12 protein-coding genes and 1 pseudogene are annotated in these 16961 nt (G+C 72.1%); 8 read left to right on the top strand and 5 right to left on the bottom strand.

The window, feature by feature from the left end:
- Window positions 1-52: 52 nt before the first annotated feature.
- The gene (locus tag ACIP93_RS24205) at window positions 53-1084 is read right to left on the bottom strand and encodes a hypothetical protein (protein ID WP_345226130.1); all 1032 of its coding nucleotides are present in this window, start codon (window positions 1082-1084) and stop codon (window positions 53-55) included.
- A gap of 258 nt (window positions 1085-1342) precedes the next feature.
- Between ACIP93_RS24205 and ACIP93_RS24210 the strand changes: the two genes are divergently transcribed.
- The 3 genes from ACIP93_RS24210 to ACIP93_RS24220 all read left to right on the top strand — a co-directional run bounded on the left by ACIP93_RS24210 (window position 1343) and on the right by ACIP93_RS24220 (window position 5999).
- Window positions 1343-2764 carry an FGGY family carbohydrate kinase gene (locus ACIP93_RS24210; RefSeq protein ID WP_401761615.1) on the top strand — a complete coding sequence of 474 codons (1422 nt, stop codon included), beginning with the start codon at window positions 1343-1345 and terminating at the stop codon, window positions 2762-2764.
- A gap of 550 nt (window positions 2765-3314) precedes the next feature.
- Window positions 3315-4784: an NAD(P)/FAD-dependent oxidoreductase gene (locus ACIP93_RS24215; protein ID WP_401761617.1), complete on the top strand. Its 1470-nt coding sequence runs from the start codon at window positions 3315-3317 to the stop codon at window positions 4782-4784.
- Window positions 4785-4940: 156 nt separating this feature from the next.
- Window positions 4941-5999, top strand: a complete 1059-nt coding sequence (locus ACIP93_RS24220; protein ID WP_401761619.1) for a LacI family DNA-binding transcriptional regulator — start codon at window positions 4941-4943, stop codon at window positions 5997-5999.
- Window positions 6000-6045: 46 nt separating this feature from the next.
- Here the strand turns inward: ACIP93_RS24220 and ACIP93_RS24225 are convergent, their stop codons facing one another.
- The gene (locus tag ACIP93_RS24225; protein WP_401761621.1) at window positions 6046-8862 is read right to left on the bottom strand and encodes a glycosyl hydrolase; all 2817 of its coding nucleotides are present in this window, start codon (window positions 8860-8862) and stop codon (window positions 6046-6048) included.
- A 367-nt stretch (window positions 8863-9229) separates the two neighbouring features.
- Here ACIP93_RS24225 and ACIP93_RS24230 point away from each other — a divergent pair, with 367 nt between their 5' ends.
- Together ACIP93_RS24230 and ACIP93_RS24235 are read left to right on the top strand one after the other, a co-directional pair.
- A complete protein-coding gene (locus tag ACIP93_RS24230; RefSeq protein ID WP_401761623.1) occupies window positions 9230-10381 on the top strand; it encodes a S1 family peptidase in 1152 nt (383 codons plus the stop codon).
- Window positions 10382-11200: 819 nt separating this feature from the next.
- The gene (locus ACIP93_RS24235) at window positions 11201-11674 is read left to right on the top strand and encodes a C40 family peptidase (protein WP_345220087.1); all 474 of its coding nucleotides are present in this window, start codon (window positions 11201-11203) and stop codon (window positions 11672-11674) included.
- Window positions 11675-11805: 131 nt separating this feature from the next.
- Here ACIP93_RS24235 and ACIP93_RS24240 read toward each other — a convergent pair.
- Window positions 11806-12402 (bottom strand): annotated as a pseudogene (locus ACIP93_RS24240) (histidine phosphatase family protein).
- 132 nt (window positions 12403-12534) lie between these two features.
- Here ACIP93_RS24240 and ACIP93_RS24245 point away from each other — a divergent pair.
- Entirely contained in the window at window positions 12535-13239 is a 705-nt protein-coding gene (locus tag ACIP93_RS24245) for a PepSY domain-containing protein (protein WP_401761625.1), read from the top strand.
- Window positions 13240-13454: 215 nt separating this feature from the next.
- Here the strand turns inward: ACIP93_RS24245 and ACIP93_RS24250 are convergent, their stop codons facing one another.
- Both ACIP93_RS24250 and ACIP93_RS24255 read right to left on the bottom strand, forming a co-directional pair.
- Window positions 13455-13718 (bottom strand): hypothetical protein, encoded by a 264-nt coding sequence (locus ACIP93_RS24250; RefSeq protein ID WP_401761627.1) that lies wholly within the window; start codon window positions 13716-13718, stop codon window positions 13455-13457.
- A 239-nt stretch (window positions 13719-13957) separates the two neighbouring features.
- A complete protein-coding gene (locus tag ACIP93_RS24255; RefSeq protein WP_401761629.1) occupies window positions 13958-15379 on the bottom strand; it encodes a mycothione reductase in 1422 nt (473 codons plus the stop codon).
- Between the two features lie 602 nt (window positions 15380-15981).
- On the opposite strand from ACIP93_RS24255, the gene ACIP93_RS24260 reads away from it, so the two are divergent.
- Both ACIP93_RS24260 and ACIP93_RS24265 read left to right on the top strand, forming a co-directional pair.
- Complete coding sequence (locus tag ACIP93_RS24260; protein WP_401761631.1) at window positions 15982-16275, top strand: hypothetical protein; 294 nt, start codon at window positions 15982-15984, stop codon at window positions 16273-16275.
- 481 nt (window positions 16276-16756) lie between these two features.
- Entirely contained in the window at window positions 16757-16888 is a 132-nt protein-coding gene (locus ACIP93_RS24265; protein WP_345220081.1) for an azolemycin family RiPP peptide, read from the top strand.
- Window positions 16889-16961: the final 73 nt, after the last annotated feature.

The following is a 16961-nucleotide window of genomic DNA, read 5'->3' on the forward strand; positions in this document are numbered from 1 at the left end:
AGAGGGGCCCGGGGGACACATGCGGGTCGCCCCGGTGGCACGTGGAGTGCGGTTACGAACCGGGCGCGCCGAGGAGGCACCGGGCGCGGGCCTGCAGGAAGAGCTCCTGCGCCGCGTGCGTGGTGTCGTCCTGTCCGCCACGCAGGCGGCGCACCCAGGGCAGCGGTGCGTAGTAGGGCCCGAGTGCCCGGAACACCCGGGCGGCGTCCTGGAACTGGTGGGCGCCCCACAGGGCGTGGGCCAGGTGGCTGAGGTCGAGCAGCGAGGACTCCGCGGGGGCGGCGGAATCAGCGGAGCGGGCGGAATCGGCCGGGTGGGCCGGAACGAACCAGTTGCGCAGTGCCCACTGCGCGTCCCTGATCGCGTCGTCCGTCACCCAGTGCATGTCGAGCGCCCGTTCCTGGCCCCGCTCCCGGCGATAGCGCTCCACGCGCACGTACAGCGGGAGGGTGTGCACGGGAGATCCCGAAGGTGCCGAGACGATCGCCCAGTGCGCGTAGTTGACGGCTTCGGGGAGGGCGCCCCGCTCGTTCCTGGCGTACACGAACTGGAGCATGCGCTGGTGCGCCTCGCGGTTGGCGGGGTCGCGCTTGGTGACCTCGGCGAGCAGCCCCCACGGGCCGGGGAAGAGCATCGGCCCCGGCGGCGGCAGCCGGTGGTCCGCCATCCGCTGCCCCCGGTCGAGCGGGGCCAGGGCCAGCAGGCACACCCACGGCACCGGGTCGTCGGGCGCCTGCTGGGCGCAGACCTGGCAGGCCTCCCACGCCTCGTGCCACAGCGCGGCGGTCTGCGGGTGCTCCTTCTGGTGGGCGCGGGTCGCACGCTCCACCGCGACCCGCGCGTGCATCACGGTCGCCGCGAGGCTGTGCGGCTCCTCGCTCCGCCAGGCGCGCACGGTGTCGGTACCGGCCGCGACCGCCGCCAGGACCTGGGTGCGACGGGTCCACGCAGCCCAGTCCGCGGTACCCGCGAGCAGGTTCCGCATCGCCACCCAGCGGCCCGCTCGTAATTCCTGTACGACGAACCGTAATTCGGCGTCATGGCCCGCCGGGTGGTACACCGGCCGGAACTCCTCGCTGGGCATCGTTGCAGGTCCTCTGGTGCGTTCGGCGGTACGGAGGAGGCCGGGAAGGCCCCCCTTCGCAGTGCGTACGCATCGGCCAACCCATCGTGTTCGACGTGTAGTTGACCACGAATCAGGATTCCGATCCAGTAATTCATGGGCGCAGAACGGAGGAGTTCGGACGTGGGCGACTGTTTTTTGGCAGTTCTTGACTGAGGGGCGGGGACTGTCCCAGGCTGCTGGCTTCCGAACGGACGACCAGGACGAGGCGGTACGGGGATGCGCAACGACGGACCGGTGCTGGCTGTCGACCAGGGGACCTCCGGCACCAAGGCCCTGGTCGTCTGCCCCGAACGAGGAGTGATCGGCTCCGGCACGGCCGCCGTCCGCCCCCGCCACCTGCCCGGCGGGCGGGTCGAGGTCGCTCCTGCCGAGCTGTACGCGTCGGTGCTGGAGGCGGGGCGACAGGCCCTGGCCGAGGCGGCCGAACCCGTCGTGGCCATGGGCCTCGCGAACCAGGGGGAGACGGTGCTCGCCTGGGACCCGGTGACGGGAGAACCGCTGACGGAGGCGATCGTCTGGCAGGACCGGCGGGCGTCCGGCATATGCGGCGAACTCGCCCCGTACGCAGACGATCTGACCGCGTGGACCGGACTGCCCCTCGACCCCTACTTCGCCGCGCCCAAGATGGCGTGGATACGCCGCCGCCTGACCCGGTCCGGAGTGGTCACCACCAGCGACGCGTGGCTGGTCCACCGCCTCACCGGGGCCTTCGTCACGGACACCGCCACCGCGGGCCGCACCCAGCTCCTCGACCTGGACCGGGCGGTCTGGTCGCCGGACGCGCTGGACGTCTTCGGGCTGGGCGGCGAACGTCTGCCGGAGGTCGTCGACTCCGACAGCTGCGTCGGTACGACGAAGGCCTTCGGCGGGGAACTCCCCCTGACGGGGCTCCTGGTGGACCAGCAGGCCGCACTGCTGGCACAGGGGGCGACGGGCTTCGGGGAGGCCAAGTGCACGTACGGCACCGGGGCCTTCCTGCTCGCCTCGTCGGGCACGCGGCCCGTGCGTTCCACCACGGGCCTGGTCGGGTGCGTGGCGTGGCGGCTGCGCGGACGTACGAGCTACTGCCTGGACGGGCAGGTCTACACGGCGGCCTCCGCGGTGCGGTGGCTCACCGACCTCGGCGTCCTCGCGGGCGCCCACGACCTGGACCGGATCGGGACGACGGTGCCGGACTCGGGGGGCGTCACCTTCGTCCCGGCACTGGCCGGTCTGGCCGCCCCGTGGTGGCGGGCCGACGCCCGGGGAACCCTGACCGGCCTCGGCCTCGACACCACCCCCGGCCACCTCGTCAGGGCCCTCTGCGAGGGCATCGCGGCCCAGGTCGCGGAACTGGTGGACGCGGTGGGGACAGACCTCGGGGCGCGGCCCGGCGCGCTCCGGGTGGACGGCGGGCTGACCCGGTCGGCCCTGCTGATGCAGGCGCAGGCCGACCTGCTCCAACTCCCCGTGGAGGTGGCCGATGTGCCGGACGTGACGGCGCGAGGCGTCGCGGCGGTGGCACGGCTGGGAATCGACAGGGGACTGAGCGTGGCGGACGCGGTGCCGGGCAGAGGGGTGTCGGCGGTGTACGAGCCCCGGATGGGGGCGGCGGAGGCGGAGGAACGGAGGGAGGGGTTCCGGCAGGTGGTGGGGTGAGGGGCGCGGTCCGCCACCGGGGACGTGCGAGTGCCTACGGGGGTGCGCGCGTGTACGGGTTCGTCGTGGCCGGTCGCACAGGTCCCTGCGGCCGTGAAGGCGGGCGCTTCATGCCGCTTTCTGCACCGTGCCGCCCCCCTGTGCCGCGCCGCCCCTCTGCGTCGTGCCACCCTCTGTGCCGCGCCGCCCCCCTGTGCCGTGCCGCCCTGGCGCCGCGCCGCGCAGCCTTGGTGCCGTGCCGCCCTGGCGCCGCGCCGCGCAGCCTTGGTGCCGTGCCGCCCTGGCGCCGCGCCGCGCAGCCTTGGTGCCGTGGCCCCCCCCCTGCGCCGCGCCGCCCCTGCGCCGCGCCCCCCTGCGCCGTGCCGCCCCTATTGGGCAGCCCCCACCGGAGGCGCACCCCCTACAGTTCCGGTCCGCCCCGGTACCGGTCCACCACCACGGGCGGAGGCCCCGCTCGCCCCGACCGCCCCGCCCCCCGGTCCCGCCGCCCCGACCGCCCCGCCGCCCCCCGTCCCGCCGCCCACACACCCACCCCCGTCCGGAGGACGACATGACCCCCGCCCCCTACGACCTCGCCGTCATCGGCGCCGGCGTCGTCGGCACCGCCATCGCCCGCGAGCTGGCCCTCCGGTCCTCCCACCGGATCGTCCTTCTCGACGCCTCCGACGACGTCGGCAACGGCACGTCGAAGGCCAACACCGCCATCCTCCACACCGGTTTCGACGCCACCCCCGGCTCCCTCGAATCCCGTCTGCTGCGCGACGGGCAGCGCCGACTCCTCGACCACGCCGCACAGGCCCGTATCGCGGTCGAGAAGACCGGTGCGCTCCTCGTCGCCTGGAACGAGGACGAACTCGCCGCCCTGCCCTCCCTCGCCGCCAAGGCCGCCGCCAACGGGTACACCGCCACCCGGCTCCTCACCGCCGCCGAGCTCCGCACCCGCGAACCCCACCTCGGCCCCGGCGCCCTCGGCGCGCTCGAAGTCCCGGACGAGAGCATCATCGACCCCTGGTCGACCACCCTCGCGTACGCCACCGAGGCGGTCCGTGCCGAAGTCGAACTGCGCCTGCGCACCCGTGTCACCGGGATCGGCACCGACCCGGACGGGCATCTCCTCCACACCACCCGCGGCCCCCTCCGCGCCCGCTTCCTCATCAACGCCGCCGGCCTCCACTCCGACGACATCGACCGCCTCCTCGGCGTCCACGACTTCACCGTCACCCCGCGCCGCGGCCAACTCCTGGTCTTCGCCAAGGAGTCCAGGTCCCTCGTCCGGCACATCCTGCTGCCCGTACCGACCGCTCTCGGCAAGGGCGTCCTCGTCACGCCCACCGTCTTCGGCAACGTACTGCTCGGCCCCACCGCGGAAGACCTCACCGGGCGGGAGCACGCGAAGAACGAGAACCACACCACCCCCGAGGGCATCGCCGGACTCCTGGAGCACGGCCGCCGCATCATGCCCGCGCTCCTCGACACGGGTGTCCTCACCTCGTACGCGGGCCTGCGCGCCGCCACCGAGCACGACGACTTCCGCATCCGCGCCCACCCCGCCCTCCGCTGTGTGACCGTCGGCGGCATCCGCTCCACCGGCCTCAGCGCCTCGATGGGCATCGCCTCGTACGTCGCCGGACTCCTGAGGGAGGAGATGGACGTACCGCTCGCCGCGCGGCCGACGGACGCGAGCGCACCGGCCATGCCCAACCTGGGCGAAGCCTTCCCCCGCCCCCACCAGCGCCCCGAGCTGATCGCCCGCGACCGGGCCTACGGCGACATCGTCTGTGCCTGCGAGCGCGTCTCCCGGGGCGAGATCCGCGACGCACTCACCGCGACCGTCCCGGCCCGCAGCCAGGGCGGCCTCCGGCGCCGCACCCGCGTCATGTCGGGGCACTGCCGCGGCGCGGATTGCGGCGAGGCGGTCCGTGCTCTGTGCGAGCAGGTGCTCGGGGAGACGGTCTGGCCGGAGGAGGAGAAGGGCCGGTCGGAGGGGGAGGCAGTCCGGCCCGTGCAAGGGAACGGCTAGCGGAGCAGTCCCGGTACCTCCCGCGCCGCGAACCGGACGAAGCCGGGCTCCGGGCCCAATGCGTCCGCAGCCGGCCCGGACCGAGGACGCGGAGCCCCACCGGTCGAGGCGGGTAGCCTGGCCCGACAGCCGAGTGACACAGCCGAGGAGCACCCCTTGCCCGAGCAGACTCCCGGGTTCGGTACGGCCCGCCCCACGCTGGAAGCGGTCGCGGCCCGTGCCGGGGTCTCCCGTGCCACCGTCTCCCGCGTCGTCAACGGCGGCGCCGGTGTCCGGGCGTCCCTGGTGGAGAAGGTGCACCAAGCGGTCGACGAGCTGGGATACGTCCCCAACCACGCGGCCCGCACCCTGGTCACCCGGCGCAACGGCGCGATCGCCGTGATCGTCGCCGAACCGGAGTTCAGGATCTTTTCGGACCCCTTCTTCGCCCAGCAGATACGAGGCATCAGCCGGGAGCTGACGGCGCACGACTCCCAGCTCGTCCTGTTGTGGGTGGAGGGACCGGGGGACTACGAACGCATCGCCCGCTATGTGGGCGGCGGGCACGTCGACGGAGTGCTCGCCTTCTCCTTGCACGACCACGACGAACTTCCCGCGATCATCGCCCGGACGAAGGTGCCGGCGGTGTTCGGCGGGCGTCCGGGCGGCCCGGGGCCGGCAGGTGCGACAGCCGCTCCCGCGGTGCCGTACGTCGACTGCGACAACCGGGGCGGAGCCCGGGAAGCGGTACGGCACCTGGTCGCGACCGGGCGGAGCAGCATCGCCCACATCGCGGGTCCGCCCGACCAGACCTCGGCGCTGGACCGGGCCGACGGCTATCGCGACGCCCTGCCGGCCGGCGGTTCCGAGTTGATCGGTGTGGGGGACTTCACCGAGGAGAGCGGTGCGCGTGCGATGGCCGAACTGCTGGAGCGGCGGCCGGACGTGGACGCGGTGTTCGCCGCCAACGACTTGATGGCCGCAGGGGCGTTGGCGACGCTGCGCGAGCGTGGTCTGCGGGTGCCGGAGGACGTCGCCGTGGTCGGGTTCGACGACATGGCCTCGGTGGTGGAGCGGATCGACCCTCCCTTGACGACGGTGCGTCAGGACGTGGAGGAGATGGGCCGGTTGATGGTGCGGCTGCTGATGCGGTTGCTGGGCGAGCGGGGCTCGGGGGCGCCGGCCCCCGAGCCCGTGATCACGTCCACGGTTCTGGTGCGGAGGGACACGACGTAGGTGCCGACGGTGCTCCCGGGCCCCGTCGGCACCCGCGCGGGAGCGGTCAGCCGAACGGAATCGTCAGCACCGAATCCGCCGTCCCGGTCCTGAGCCTGGCCGGTGCGTTCCCGATGGCCGACCACACCTCCAGGCGTACCGTCCCGCCCGTCAGGTTCCCGAGCGAACCGGTCGCCGACTTCGGTCCGCCGCCCTCGCCGTACGTCTCCCAGCCGGTCACCGGATCGGTGGCGAAGTACCGGTAGGTTTCGGTCCGTTCGAAGGTACCGTCGCCCGTGAGGTCGTAGCTGACCCTGGCCTGCGGGCCGAGGCCGACCGCGGTCCCGGCGTCCACCTGGAGGCGGAAGGCCGTGGTCCGGCCCGCGGCGAGGGTGCCGTTGACCTTTTTCGCCTCGTAGACCAGGGGCCGGTAGGGCGTGCCGTCGTGGTTGGCGCCGTCCGCGGACGCGATGGTGTCGCTGCCGGCCGTGCCCGTGGCCGCCGTGGTGAGGACGCCTCCGGTGCGGAGCTGGAAGACGTTGCCCGACGGCGGGTCCGGGTCGGGGCCGCCGCCGGTTCCGGTGCCGGTCGCCGTGGAGCGGGCCGGGACGACGAGTTTCGCGCCGTCGGAGAAGGTGACCGTACGGGGTGCGGAGTCGTAGTTGTGGGCCGCGTAGGTGCGGACCGTCCCCTTGGTGAAGACCGCCGACGTCGGGAGGTCACCGGTCACCCCCGGATCGGGGGCGCCGAGCGCGTCCAGGGTGCCGGTCCAGTGGTACGTGTGCGCCTTGGACTCGCCCTGCTCGGGCGTATAACTCCCGCTGCCCGCATCCCACTTGGACTTCGCGGCTCCCGGGTCGGCGAGCGACTCGAACTCCCAGAGGATGTCCCGCCACTCGACGGCGGGCCCGCCGTTCTCCCGTACGAGCTCGGCGAGGTTGCGCCGGATCGCGGCCTTGTTCCCGGCCAGGTGGAGGGAACCCCCGGTGACCGGGAGGACGTTGATGCCGTGGATCTCCTCGGGGTTCGCCGTCCACCACGTCGAGTACGCCGCGCCGCTTCCCCACACCATCCCGGCCGTGTCGTGGCCGAAGCCCGCGGGGAACACCTGCTCGTCGGCGTCGAACCAGTACTGGGCGACCGCCTCCGACTCGGTGGTCAGCAAATAGGAGCCGAGTTCGCGGAGTTCGGCGTTGCCGGTGGCCGAGCCCCAGAGCACGAGGGCCGCGCTGAGGTTCGTCGACTCCGACGAGGACTCCTGGTTGTTGCCCGCCGCGAAACCCTGGTGCCCGGAGGCCCAGCTGTGGCCCGCGTAGACGTCGAAGCCCCGCAGGAACGGGAAGGCCGGGTCGCTCCTGGCGGGGTTGGCCGCGTCCTTGATGAGGGCCTTCACCATGCCGCCCCACGCCGAGTCGGCGGCCCACGCCTGGTCGTACTGGGCGACGACCGCGGCGGCGTAGACGTAGTAGCTGTAGTGGAAGTGGTGGTCGTTGAGTTCCGTGTCGCTGCCGTAGGAGGCCGGGTAGCCGGTCAGGGTCTTCCAGTCCTTGTCGTACGAGAACTCACTCGCGCCGCCTGCCGTGAACCACTCCTGGAGCCTGCCCTTGAGCAGGCCGATGAGCTTGTCCCGGACGGCGCTCTCGCCGAACTGGTCGGCGATCGGGACGAGTTGGGCGAGGCGTCCGAGGGCCTTGCCCGTCCAGTACGTGTCCGTGGCGCCCGAGAACGGATCGGGGGCGTTCACCACCTCGTCGAGATACGTCTTCAGGCGCGCGCGGTCCACGCCCGAGGACTTCGGCAGGGCGGGCAGCACCGGAGAGGACTTCTGGGTGGTGGTGAAGGAGGTGCCCTCGCGGACCTTCATCGTGCCGCGCGGTGAGACATAGGTGTAGGGGGTCAGCGGGTCGGCGGTGTGCAGCCACTGGTGGCGGTAGAGCGCCTGGAGCGTACCGGTCTCGCCGCCCTCCTGGGCCTGGGTGGTGAGGGCGTAACCGGCCCTCACCGAGCTCGCCGCCGCCGACCAGGTCACCTTGGAGCCGGTGACGAAGCTGAAGGCGTACTTCCTGTACGTGGCGAGCGCGTCGGTGGAGGGCAGGACGGCCACGGAGAAGTAGTCCTTGGCGCCCAGCCCCGCGGTGATCGTGGACCCCGACACGTTCCAGTCGCTGCCGCTCGGGGCGAAGAGGGCGTAGTGGTGCCCGGCGACCGTGATGCCCAGGACGTTGCCCTGGTCCGCGAAGACGGCCGGCGCGGCGGCGGTGGTGATCTGGGCGTTCGCGCCCGACCCCTTGGCGTACACGAAGGGCAGGCCGTGGCCGATGGTGGTGCGCAGGGTGCGCGCGCCGTCCGACCAGTACGGGGTCACGGTCCAGTCCGACCAGGCGTCGGCCTTCGTGTCGGGGGAGTTGAGACCGGTCAGGCCGAGCGTGAGGTCGCGCTTGTGCGCGTACTCGTACTGGCGGCCCTCGCCGACGACCGCGGGAGTGGTGGGGTAGCCGACCTCCAGGCCGCCCGCGGTGGCCTGGTAGGTGAGCGGGTGCCCGTACATCGGGGTGGAGTACGGGTTGTCGCCGTACCGCTGGAAGGCCAGGGAGGACCACCAGTCGTTGGTCGGTACGGGCCTGCCCTTGGCCGCCGGGGTGACCTTGGGGGTGACGGGGGCGCCCGTGTGGGTGGTGGGGCCCGAGGTCCCCGCGGGGCGGGTGTCGGAGTGACTTCCGGAACCGACCGGAACGGTGGCCGCCACCGCCGGTGCGGCGGCGGGGCCGAGCCCGACGGCGGCCAGGGCGGCGACCAGGGCCAGGGCGACGGCGGGCGTGCGGCGGGGAGTTCTGCTCTGACGGGCTCTGCTGTGGGGGGCGGGGTGCGAGCGGGGATCTGGCATGGACGGCACCTCGAAGTCTTGACGGGAAGGGCCTATCGAGAGCGCTCTCAGACGTCAAGGAACGTAGAACTCCGGAAACAGCAGTGTCAATAGTCCGCGTAAGGAGGGGAGTTGGCGCGATCACCGGCTCGTCACGTCTTCGAGCCTTGGCGGGACACGAACGTGCGGACTCCGCTGCGGGAGCCCGGCGGGGCCGTGCGGCCGGCGTGGCCCGCTGTCCGCCGCACCCGGCGCACAACGGCACGGCATTGGCATGGACCTGTCCGCGTTCCTTCGCTAGTCTCCTTCCCGGCACGCCCTGAGAGCGCTCTCAGACCGCATCGTTCTGTTCCCTCCCCCACCACCGGAACAACGAAGGGCCCTCCCCATGAGACGCATGACAGCTCTGCGCACCGCCCTGTCGGCACTCCTCGTCGTCGGTACCGGCGCGGTGCTCGGAACCGCCCCCGCAGCCGCGGCGGAGGACGCCCCGAAAGCCGGGCGCGCCCCGGCCTCCTCGGGTGTACTCGCCGCCATGCAGCGCGACTTCGGGCTCACCCGGAGTCAGGCCGAGGCCCGGCTCGCTGCGGAGAAGGAGGCGACCGCCGTCGAGAAGCGGGCCAAGGCGGCGGCCGGAACCGACTACGCCGGGTCCTGGTTCAGTCCGGAGAGCGGCCGCCTGACCGTCGCGCTTGCTGATCCCTCGAAGGCCGCCGAGGTGCGGGCCGCCGGGGCGACCGTGAAACCGGTCGCCCGCAACGCCCGGCAGCTCGAAGCGAACCTTCGGCGTCTGGACTCCCTCAAGGCCCCGAGTGGCGTGAGCAGTTGGAGTGTCGACTGGAAGACCAACAAGGTCGTCGTGGAGGTCCAGGCCGACCGACAGCACGACAACGATGTCGAACGTTTCCTCGCACAGGCGCGCGATGCCGGGCCCCTGACCGTCCGGGCCACGGATCACGAGCCGACCACCTTCGCCGCGGGCACGGTCGGCGGAGACCCGTACTACACGGGCAACGTCCGCTGCTCCATAGGCTTCTCCGTGCACGGCGGATTCGTCACGGCCGGCCACTGCGGCGGCGCCGGTCAGGCCGTCAACGGCTGGGACCGCTCCTACATCGGCAACTTCCGGGGGTCCTCGTTCCCGGGCAACGACTACGCCTGGGTCAACGTCGGCAGCGGCTGGTGGACCGTCCCGGTGGTCCTCGGCTGGGGCACCGTATCCGACCAGCTCGTGCGCGGTTCGGCCGAGGCGCCCGTCGGCGCCTCGATCTGCCGTTCCGGCTCCACCTCGCACTGGCACTGCGGGACCGTGCTCGCCAAGAACGAGACCGTCAACTACAGCCAGGGCGCCGTCCACCAGATGACCAAGACGAGCGCGTGCGCCGAGCCCGGCGACTCGGGCGGCTCGTTCATCAGCGGAGACCAGGCCCAGGGCGTCACCTCTGGCGGCTGGGGCAATTGCGGCAGCGGCGGCGAGACCTGGCACCAGCCGGTCAACGAGATCCTCAACCGCTACGGACTGACCCTGCACACGGCCTGACCACCGGCCGGGCGCTTTCGGGCCGGTGCGGCCTCGCATCCGCGACGTCCGCACCGGCCTGCCCGCCGCCCCCGGAGGACGCCCCCGAGCGGGTACCCGTACCGGCGACCGGCCGCCGCGATGCAGTCGGTCCGCCGTGCCGCCGGGCGGCGGCCGGCTGTCTCGACACCAGTCGCCGGCCGTCTGTCACGCGCCGCGGCCGGGGTGGTGCCGGTCTGCCCAGCGGCCCGCGCGCAGATCGTGCCGACGGTCTCGTCCGGTACGCCCCCCAGGCCGAGAGGGCCTCGTCCGGTACGCCGTCGGCCCCGATCGCACCGACCACCGCGTCCCAGGTCACCGGGTCGACCTCGCGCATCGCGTCGGGCTCGGCACCGTCACCCGCAATTCCACCGAGGCCGTCCCCTGCCCGCGCGGACTTTCGCGCGCCACCCGTGGCGGCAGCCCCGGCCGGGCACCGCGGCCGGGAAGCCCGGTGCGCAGGTGGGCGAGCGCGTGTCACTCGTGCGGGTCGCGGATGCATGTCGCGCGAACCGCTTCGAGTTGCGCTCCGCTCCGGAATTCGTCACGCGAGGGACGGGGCTTTCGTCGCAGGTCCGGGGATTTCCGGAGTGCCGGGGCACGGGAGCGCGGAGCGGCCTCGACCGACCCGGACGGGCCTGCGCCACGGGCCTTCTTTTTCCGCCGCATTCACCGGACATCAGGTTTCTCCGGTGCAGGATCCCCGGAACGAACGACAAGTCCTCGCCGTCGTGGCGGGGCGGTCCTGGTGGCGTGCCACCTCGGGGGTCGCCGGGACGTCTGGTCGACGAAGGGTTGTGCATGACCGCGCATGTCCGTGTTCCGTCGATGATCACCAGGGTTTCCACGGCAGGGGTGTTCGCTCTTGCGCTGACGGGAACGGGTGTGGTGGCTCCGGGTGCGGCTCCGGAGGCCCACGCCGCGCCGCACGCCGTGAAGGCGCTGGATGTCGCCGCCTCGAAGGAGGGCGCCCCGTACAAGTACGGGGCGAGCGGGCCGCACCGGTTCGACTGCTCGGGGCTGACGCTCTATTCGTTCAGGACGGCGGGCCGGAGCCTGCCGCGCTCCGCCCAGGCGCAGTACGGCACCAGCCGGCACGTCGAGGCGAAGGACCGGTTGCGGGGCGACCTGGTGTTCTTCCACCGGGGCCGCAGTGTGTACCACGTCGGCATCTACGCCGGCGGCAACAAGATCTGGCACTCGCCCAGGACCGGAGCGCTGGTGCGGCTGGAACGCATCTGGTCGAAGGGCGTCTGGTACGGCCGGGTGGGCTGACGCGCGGTCATCCGTGAGCCCTGCGGTACCGGAGCGGGTGGCACCGCCCCGCGCACACGGAGCCGACCTCGCGTGCACGGTCGTCGGGGCCACGGCCGCGACCGGGACCCCGCCGCTCGTCCCCGATGAGATCAGCGCAGGCGGGCGGTGTCGTCGAGCGACTGCGCCGAGGCGTTGCCGTGCGCGTAGTGGGCGGTGGCCGACACCGAGGCCGCCGCGGCCTCCATCCGGAACAGCGGCTCGGGCGGGGCGCTCAGGGCGAGGCGGACCAACTGTCGCACCGGCGCGCCGTGCGTAACGACCGGCACGGTCTCGCCCGGATGCCGTGCGAGCAGCCCGTTCCGCGCGGCCGCGACCCGTCGCACCACACCGGCGAGGGGCTCACCGCCGGGCGGTGCGGCCGTCGGCGAACTGAGCCGGGCAGCCGGTTCCCCGGGACGGCGCTACTGCACCTCCGCGTACGTGAGCCCTTCCCGGACCTCGAACTCGGCCTCCCGCAGCTCTTCGCCGATCCGGGCTTCCGGCCCCGGCCGTTCGACCGCGAACCGAGCGGTCTGCCGACAGCGCCGCAGTGGCGAGGGGACGACGGCCCGTACCTGTCCGCGTGCGGCCGGCCTCTCCACGGCTGCGGCCGCCTGGAACTTCCCAGCCGGAGCCCGAGGAGCCCCGCGGCGTCGCGCGCACCCCGCAGGACCTCCAAGGGTTCCGCGAGTCCGCTGAACCGCCACGCCCTCGCCGCCCCATTCCGGTGCGCGTCCGCCGACTCCGCGCCGACCCGATCACCCGCCTGCGCGACCTGCTTCGCGGCGGAGCCGCTGGATCGACGTCACGGGCAGGCGGGCGGTATACCCTCAACCGCCATGAACAGTGAACAAAACAGTACAAGCAATCGCATTAGCCCCAAGACGCACACCGGCCTCGCGCTGTGCGGGTTCGCCGCCGCGGCGCTCCTGCTGGCCGGTTGCGGGAACGACGAGCCGAAGGCGCAACCGACCCCGGTGGCGAGCGACGCCTCCGCCTCCGCCACCGCCTCGCCGTCGATGTCGGCGTCGCCCTCGTCGTCGACGGCCGGCCTCACCGAGGACCAGGCGGAACGGCAGCAACTCGTGCCCGCGGCGAAGGTGGACCACCAGAAGGCCGGAACCGCTGCCGAGGCCCGGGTCTCCGGCAGCAAGCTCGTCTCGGCCGAACTCAAGCGCACCCGCGACGGCGCCCCCGAATGGGAGACCGAGGTCGCCGCGTCCGACGGCGCGGTCCAGAAGGTGAAGGTCGACGCCGTCAGCGGCGAGGCGGCACAGCCCCGGGCCGATGCCGACCAGGACGTCGAGGACCGGCGGAAGCTCACTGCCCGCCTTGCTGCGGCCAAGGTGACCTGGGAGAAGGCGGCCACCACCGCGAAGGACCGCAAGCAGGGCACGGTGACCGCCGTCGAGCTCGACGACACGGCGGACGGCAAGCCGCTCTGGAAGGTCGACCTCGTGACTCCGGGCAACTGGGACAAGACGACGTACGACATCGACGCGACCGACGGGAAGGTCGTACGGGAACACGTCGACCGGGACTGAATCCCCGGGACGGCCGCGGGCCCACCCCTTCTCCGCCGACGGGACCGCCCCGCGGCCACCCCGAGCGTCCCCCCCCGGCGAACAGCTACGGGCCCGCAGCAACGAACGTGCTGCGGGCCCGGGAACCGGCGGCGGCGGCGGACGGACCTTCCCGGCCCCCGCGGGGTCGAGTGACACCCCGGACGGGTCCGGCCCCCACGCCGCCGGCGAACTCCTCAGTACCAGCGGTACAGGAACCACTTGAACTCGCCGTCGTGGCCTATCCCGGAAGTGCACTTGTAGCGCCCGCCGAGGGCCTTGCCCCGGTTCTCGCACTCGCTCCTGGTCCAGTGCGCCTTGTAGAAGTGCCAACTCGCCTTGAGCGCGACGCTCTTCTCACCGGCCGATGCCCTCGCGGGCGCGTCCGCCTGAGCCGTCGTAGCGGTACCCCCGAGGACCAGCGCGCCCCCCAGGACCGCGCCTACCAGTGCACGTTGCATGCGCATGATGTTCCCCTCTCCGGAAAACGGTCGGAATCCGGCACACCGCCGTACCGCGGAAGGGACCCGACGGCGCGCCGTGACTGGACAACCACAAAGTAGGAGCGGGGTGGCAACGGTGTCGTCCCACACTGGTTGGACCGCCGCACAAACCCTCGTGGTACCTGGCCCTCGCCCTGCACCTCGTGGGGTAGACCACGGGCGGTAGCCCGCGCGGTGACCACACGGCGGCAGCCGCGTCATCCGTCCCCGTCCGCGCCCTCCTCCAACTGGCCGAGCGCTTCGCGCAGCGCGTTCTCCACGACCTCGGTCAGCGCCGGGTGGATCCAGAGCGGGCTCTCCGCCAGCTCCCGCGCGGACATCCCGGCCGTCATGGCCACAACCAGCGGTTGGATGAGGGTCGCGGCCTGCGTGCCCAGGATGTGGGCGCCGATGACCCGGCCCGAGGCCCGGTCGAGGAGTACCTTGCAGAACCCCTGCTCGTCCTCCAGGGCCCACCCGTACGCCACGCCGTCGTACCGGCGTGTTCCGGTCACGAAGTCCGGTCCGCTGTCGCGGGCCTCCTGCTCCGTGCGGCCGACCTGGGCGATCTGCGGACGGGTGAAGACCGCCGAGGGCACGACGTCGTAGGACATCGTGCGGGGCTTCTCCGGGTGCAGGAGGTTGTGGGCGACGACCGCGGCCTGGCGGTTGGCGACGTGCTTGAGGTGCGGGCCGCCGTCCGTGATGTCGCCGAGCGCCCACACGCCCGGGGCACTGGTCCGCAGTTGCGCGTCGACCTCGATCAGGCCGTCCTCGTCGACGGAGATTCCTGCCCGGTCGAGGTCCAGGACGTCGCTGTTGGGCCGGCGCCCCGCCACGACCAGGAGCAGGTCCGTGTCGATCCGTGCCCCGTCGTCCAGCGTCACCCGCAGTGTCCCGGAGGCGTCCGCTTCCGCTTCGGTGCTCTGCTCCACCCCCGTCACCTCCCGGCCGAGCCGCAGGTCCCACTGGGCGCCCACGATCTCGGTGAAGGCCCGCGCGACCGACTCGTCCTGCGGGCCGAGCAGGGTGTCCTGCTGCTCGACGACGGTGACGGCGGTACCCGCGGAGTGGAAGACGTGGGCCAGTTCGGCGGCGATGTAGCCGCCGCCGAGGACGACCATCCGGGCGGGGACCTCGTCCAGGCGCATGACGGTGTCGGAGGTCTCGTACGGAACGCCGGCATCGGCGATCACCGGCGGAACGACGGGGCGGCCGCCCGCCGCGACGACCACGCGGTCGGCGGTGACGCGTTCGGTGCCCCGCTCCGTCCGCACCTCCAGTTCCCGCTCGCCGGTGAAGCGCGCCCGGCCCCGCAGGACGGTGACCCAGCCACTGTCCCGCCGCCCCTGCTCCCCGTCGCGGGAGTTGGCGTCGAGCCTGTCGAAGACACGTTCCTGCACGCGTGGCCACGCGATGCCTTCGAGCCGGGCCGCCACGTCGTGGCGGTCGCTCTCCCGGACGGAATCGGCCACTTCGGCGGTGACGGACAGCATCTTGCTCGGGATGCACCCCGCGTTCAGGCAGGTACCGCCGAAGGGGCCCTCCGACACGAGGGCGACGTTCAGATGGGAGAAGCGGTCGTCGAGGAGGGCGTTTCCGCTGCCCGCGCCGAGAACGACGAGATCGTAGTGCGACATGCACCATAGGTAGCCCGTACGGCCGCCTTCACACTCCCTGTCCTTCGCCCGGGCGCACTGACGGACGATCCGGGGGGCGGGCGTACGGAACGGTCGGCATACAGCGCCGCCAGGCGGAGGCACGGGGCCGGGGGCGGGCGTTGGACCGGAGGACTCCATAGGGCGGCTGCTTCCATGGCGCGGAAGCGGGCGACCCGGTGCACGGATGGGACAGCCACGTCCCGAGTCCCTGGCGCACGGCGCCCCCGCCGGGCCTGCTCGCCCTGAGGACGTGCCGACTGTGGCACGGGGGCGCATCTCCCCCCGAGAAAAGAGAATTTCCCTGTTCAGGAACCTGACTGCACGAATGTCCACCGAATGCCCTTGCGGGGAAAACTCGAACGGTACTGCTCGGTAATTTCCCGGGTCTCCAAGGAAATCGCAGGTCCGGGCCGGTGGCGGGCGGAAAGCGGCGTGAACGGTGCGGCTGAAACATTTTCAGGGCCCACCCGGATGTGCCCCGAATTTCGTGTGGCTATCGTTTCTGATCGAAAGAGCCTCGGGTGCCTGGCGCAAGCAGTGGGGTCCCCGTGGCTGCATTGCAGAAAGGCAAGGAGGAAGACGTGAGGAACCAGAAGTGGGTCCAGCGGTTGGCGTTGCCTGTCGTGGCTGCTCTTGGTGCGGTCATGCTGACGACCACGACGGCTGAGGCGGTGCCGTCGAAGTGCAGTACGTCCCGCGTCGACAAGGACACCTTCACCGGTACGTGCAGGAGCGGGACCGGGACCTGGCGGCTGCGTGTCGACTGCGACAAGGTCGAGCCGGACAGCTTCTCCAGCTGGCTCAAGCCGGGGAAGACCGCGTCCGAGGGGTGCTGGTGGGGCAAGGCGCGCGGCGCCAGCATCGAGGTGCGCTGACCTGAGCGGACGGTCCTGCCGCCGCACGGACGTGCGGCGGCAGGACCGTGCGGAGCGGCGGACGCGCTCTCCGGGCCGGTCCCTTTTGCCGAGCGACCGGCCTGGGCGTCCTCAGTGACCCGGCAGTGTTCATTGAAAGAACCTCGAATGAACGACTGTTCCGCTTTATCGTTTCGGCAACATCATGTCGGCAGGCTTCGCCCTCGGATCGATCCGTGACCCCGGAGATGGGGCAGCTCATCAGTGGTGCAGACGGGATGGGAGATGCTCAGGATTTCTGTTTCACGAGGGGCGTGGACGGAAAATAAAGTGCTCCCTTTAAATGCTGAACAGCTTCCTCTCCACTCTCTCGTGGGGTTAATTTCCCGATTGCTTGATTTTCGCCCTGCGCCTCCCCTCGAATGGAGAACGGACCCCGTCAAAGTGGCGGGACACCGGTGCGGTGGCACCGGGGGAGAAAGATCCGAAAGAGGTGTGAGTCATGGAATCCACGAACCAGGTCGTCACGACCGACGTCGAGTCGCTGTTCGAGGAGATGGCGGTTCCTGAGAACGAGGAGGCCTTCGCGGGCCACAGCTGCCTGTGCTGGGTGGCCGAGCCCGACGCGTCCTAGCCCCGTAGGCCCCCTGGCCGCCGCTTGCCCGGCGGCCAGGGGTGCCGGCGCCCAGAGCCCCCGAGCTGTGACC

It is taken from the genome of Streptomyces sp. NPDC088745 (assembly GCF_044751045.1).
GTDB classification, from domain to species: Bacteria; Actinomycetota; Actinomycetes; order Streptomycetales; family Streptomycetaceae; genus Streptomyces; species Streptomyces cremeus.

Excerpts from the sequence above, each read along its gene's own strand:
- ACIP93_RS24205 (WP_345226130.1), bottom strand. The coding sequence starts at position 1,084 with ATGCCCAGCGAGGAGTTCCGGCCGGTGTACCACCCGGCGGGCCATGAC.
- ACIP93_RS24210 (WP_401761615.1), top strand. The coding sequence starts at position 1,343 with ATGCGCAACGACGGACCGGTGCTGGCTGTCGACCAGGGGACCTCCGGC.
- ACIP93_RS24215 (WP_401761617.1), top strand. The coding sequence starts at position 3,315 with ATGACCCCCGCCCCCTACGACCTCGCCGTCATCGGCGCCGGCGTCGTC.
- ACIP93_RS24225 (WP_401761621.1), bottom strand. The coding sequence starts at position 8,862 with ATGCCAGATCCCCGCTCGCACCCCGCCCCCCACAGCAGAGCCCGTCAG.
- ACIP93_RS24230 (WP_401761623.1), top strand. The coding sequence starts at position 9,230 with ATGAGACGCATGACAGCTCTGCGCACCGCCCTGTCGGCACTCCTCGTC.
- ACIP93_RS24235 (WP_345220087.1), top strand. The coding sequence starts at position 11,201 with ATGACCGCGCATGTCCGTGTTCCGTCGATGATCACCAGGGTTTCCACG.
- ACIP93_RS24245 (WP_401761625.1), top strand. The coding sequence starts at position 12,535 with ATGAACAGTGAACAAAACAGTACAAGCAATCGCATTAGCCCCAAGACG.
- ACIP93_RS24250 (WP_401761627.1), bottom strand. The coding sequence starts at position 13,718 with ATGCAACGTGCACTGGTAGGCGCGGTCCTGGGGGGCGCGCTGGTCCTC.
- ACIP93_RS24255 (WP_401761629.1), bottom strand. The coding sequence starts at position 15,379 with ATGTCGCACTACGATCTCGTCGTTCTCGGCGCGGGCAGCGGAAACGCC.
- ACIP93_RS24265 (WP_345220081.1), top strand. The coding sequence starts at position 16,757 with ATGGAATCCACGAACCAGGTCGTCACGACCGACGTCGAGTCGCTGTTC.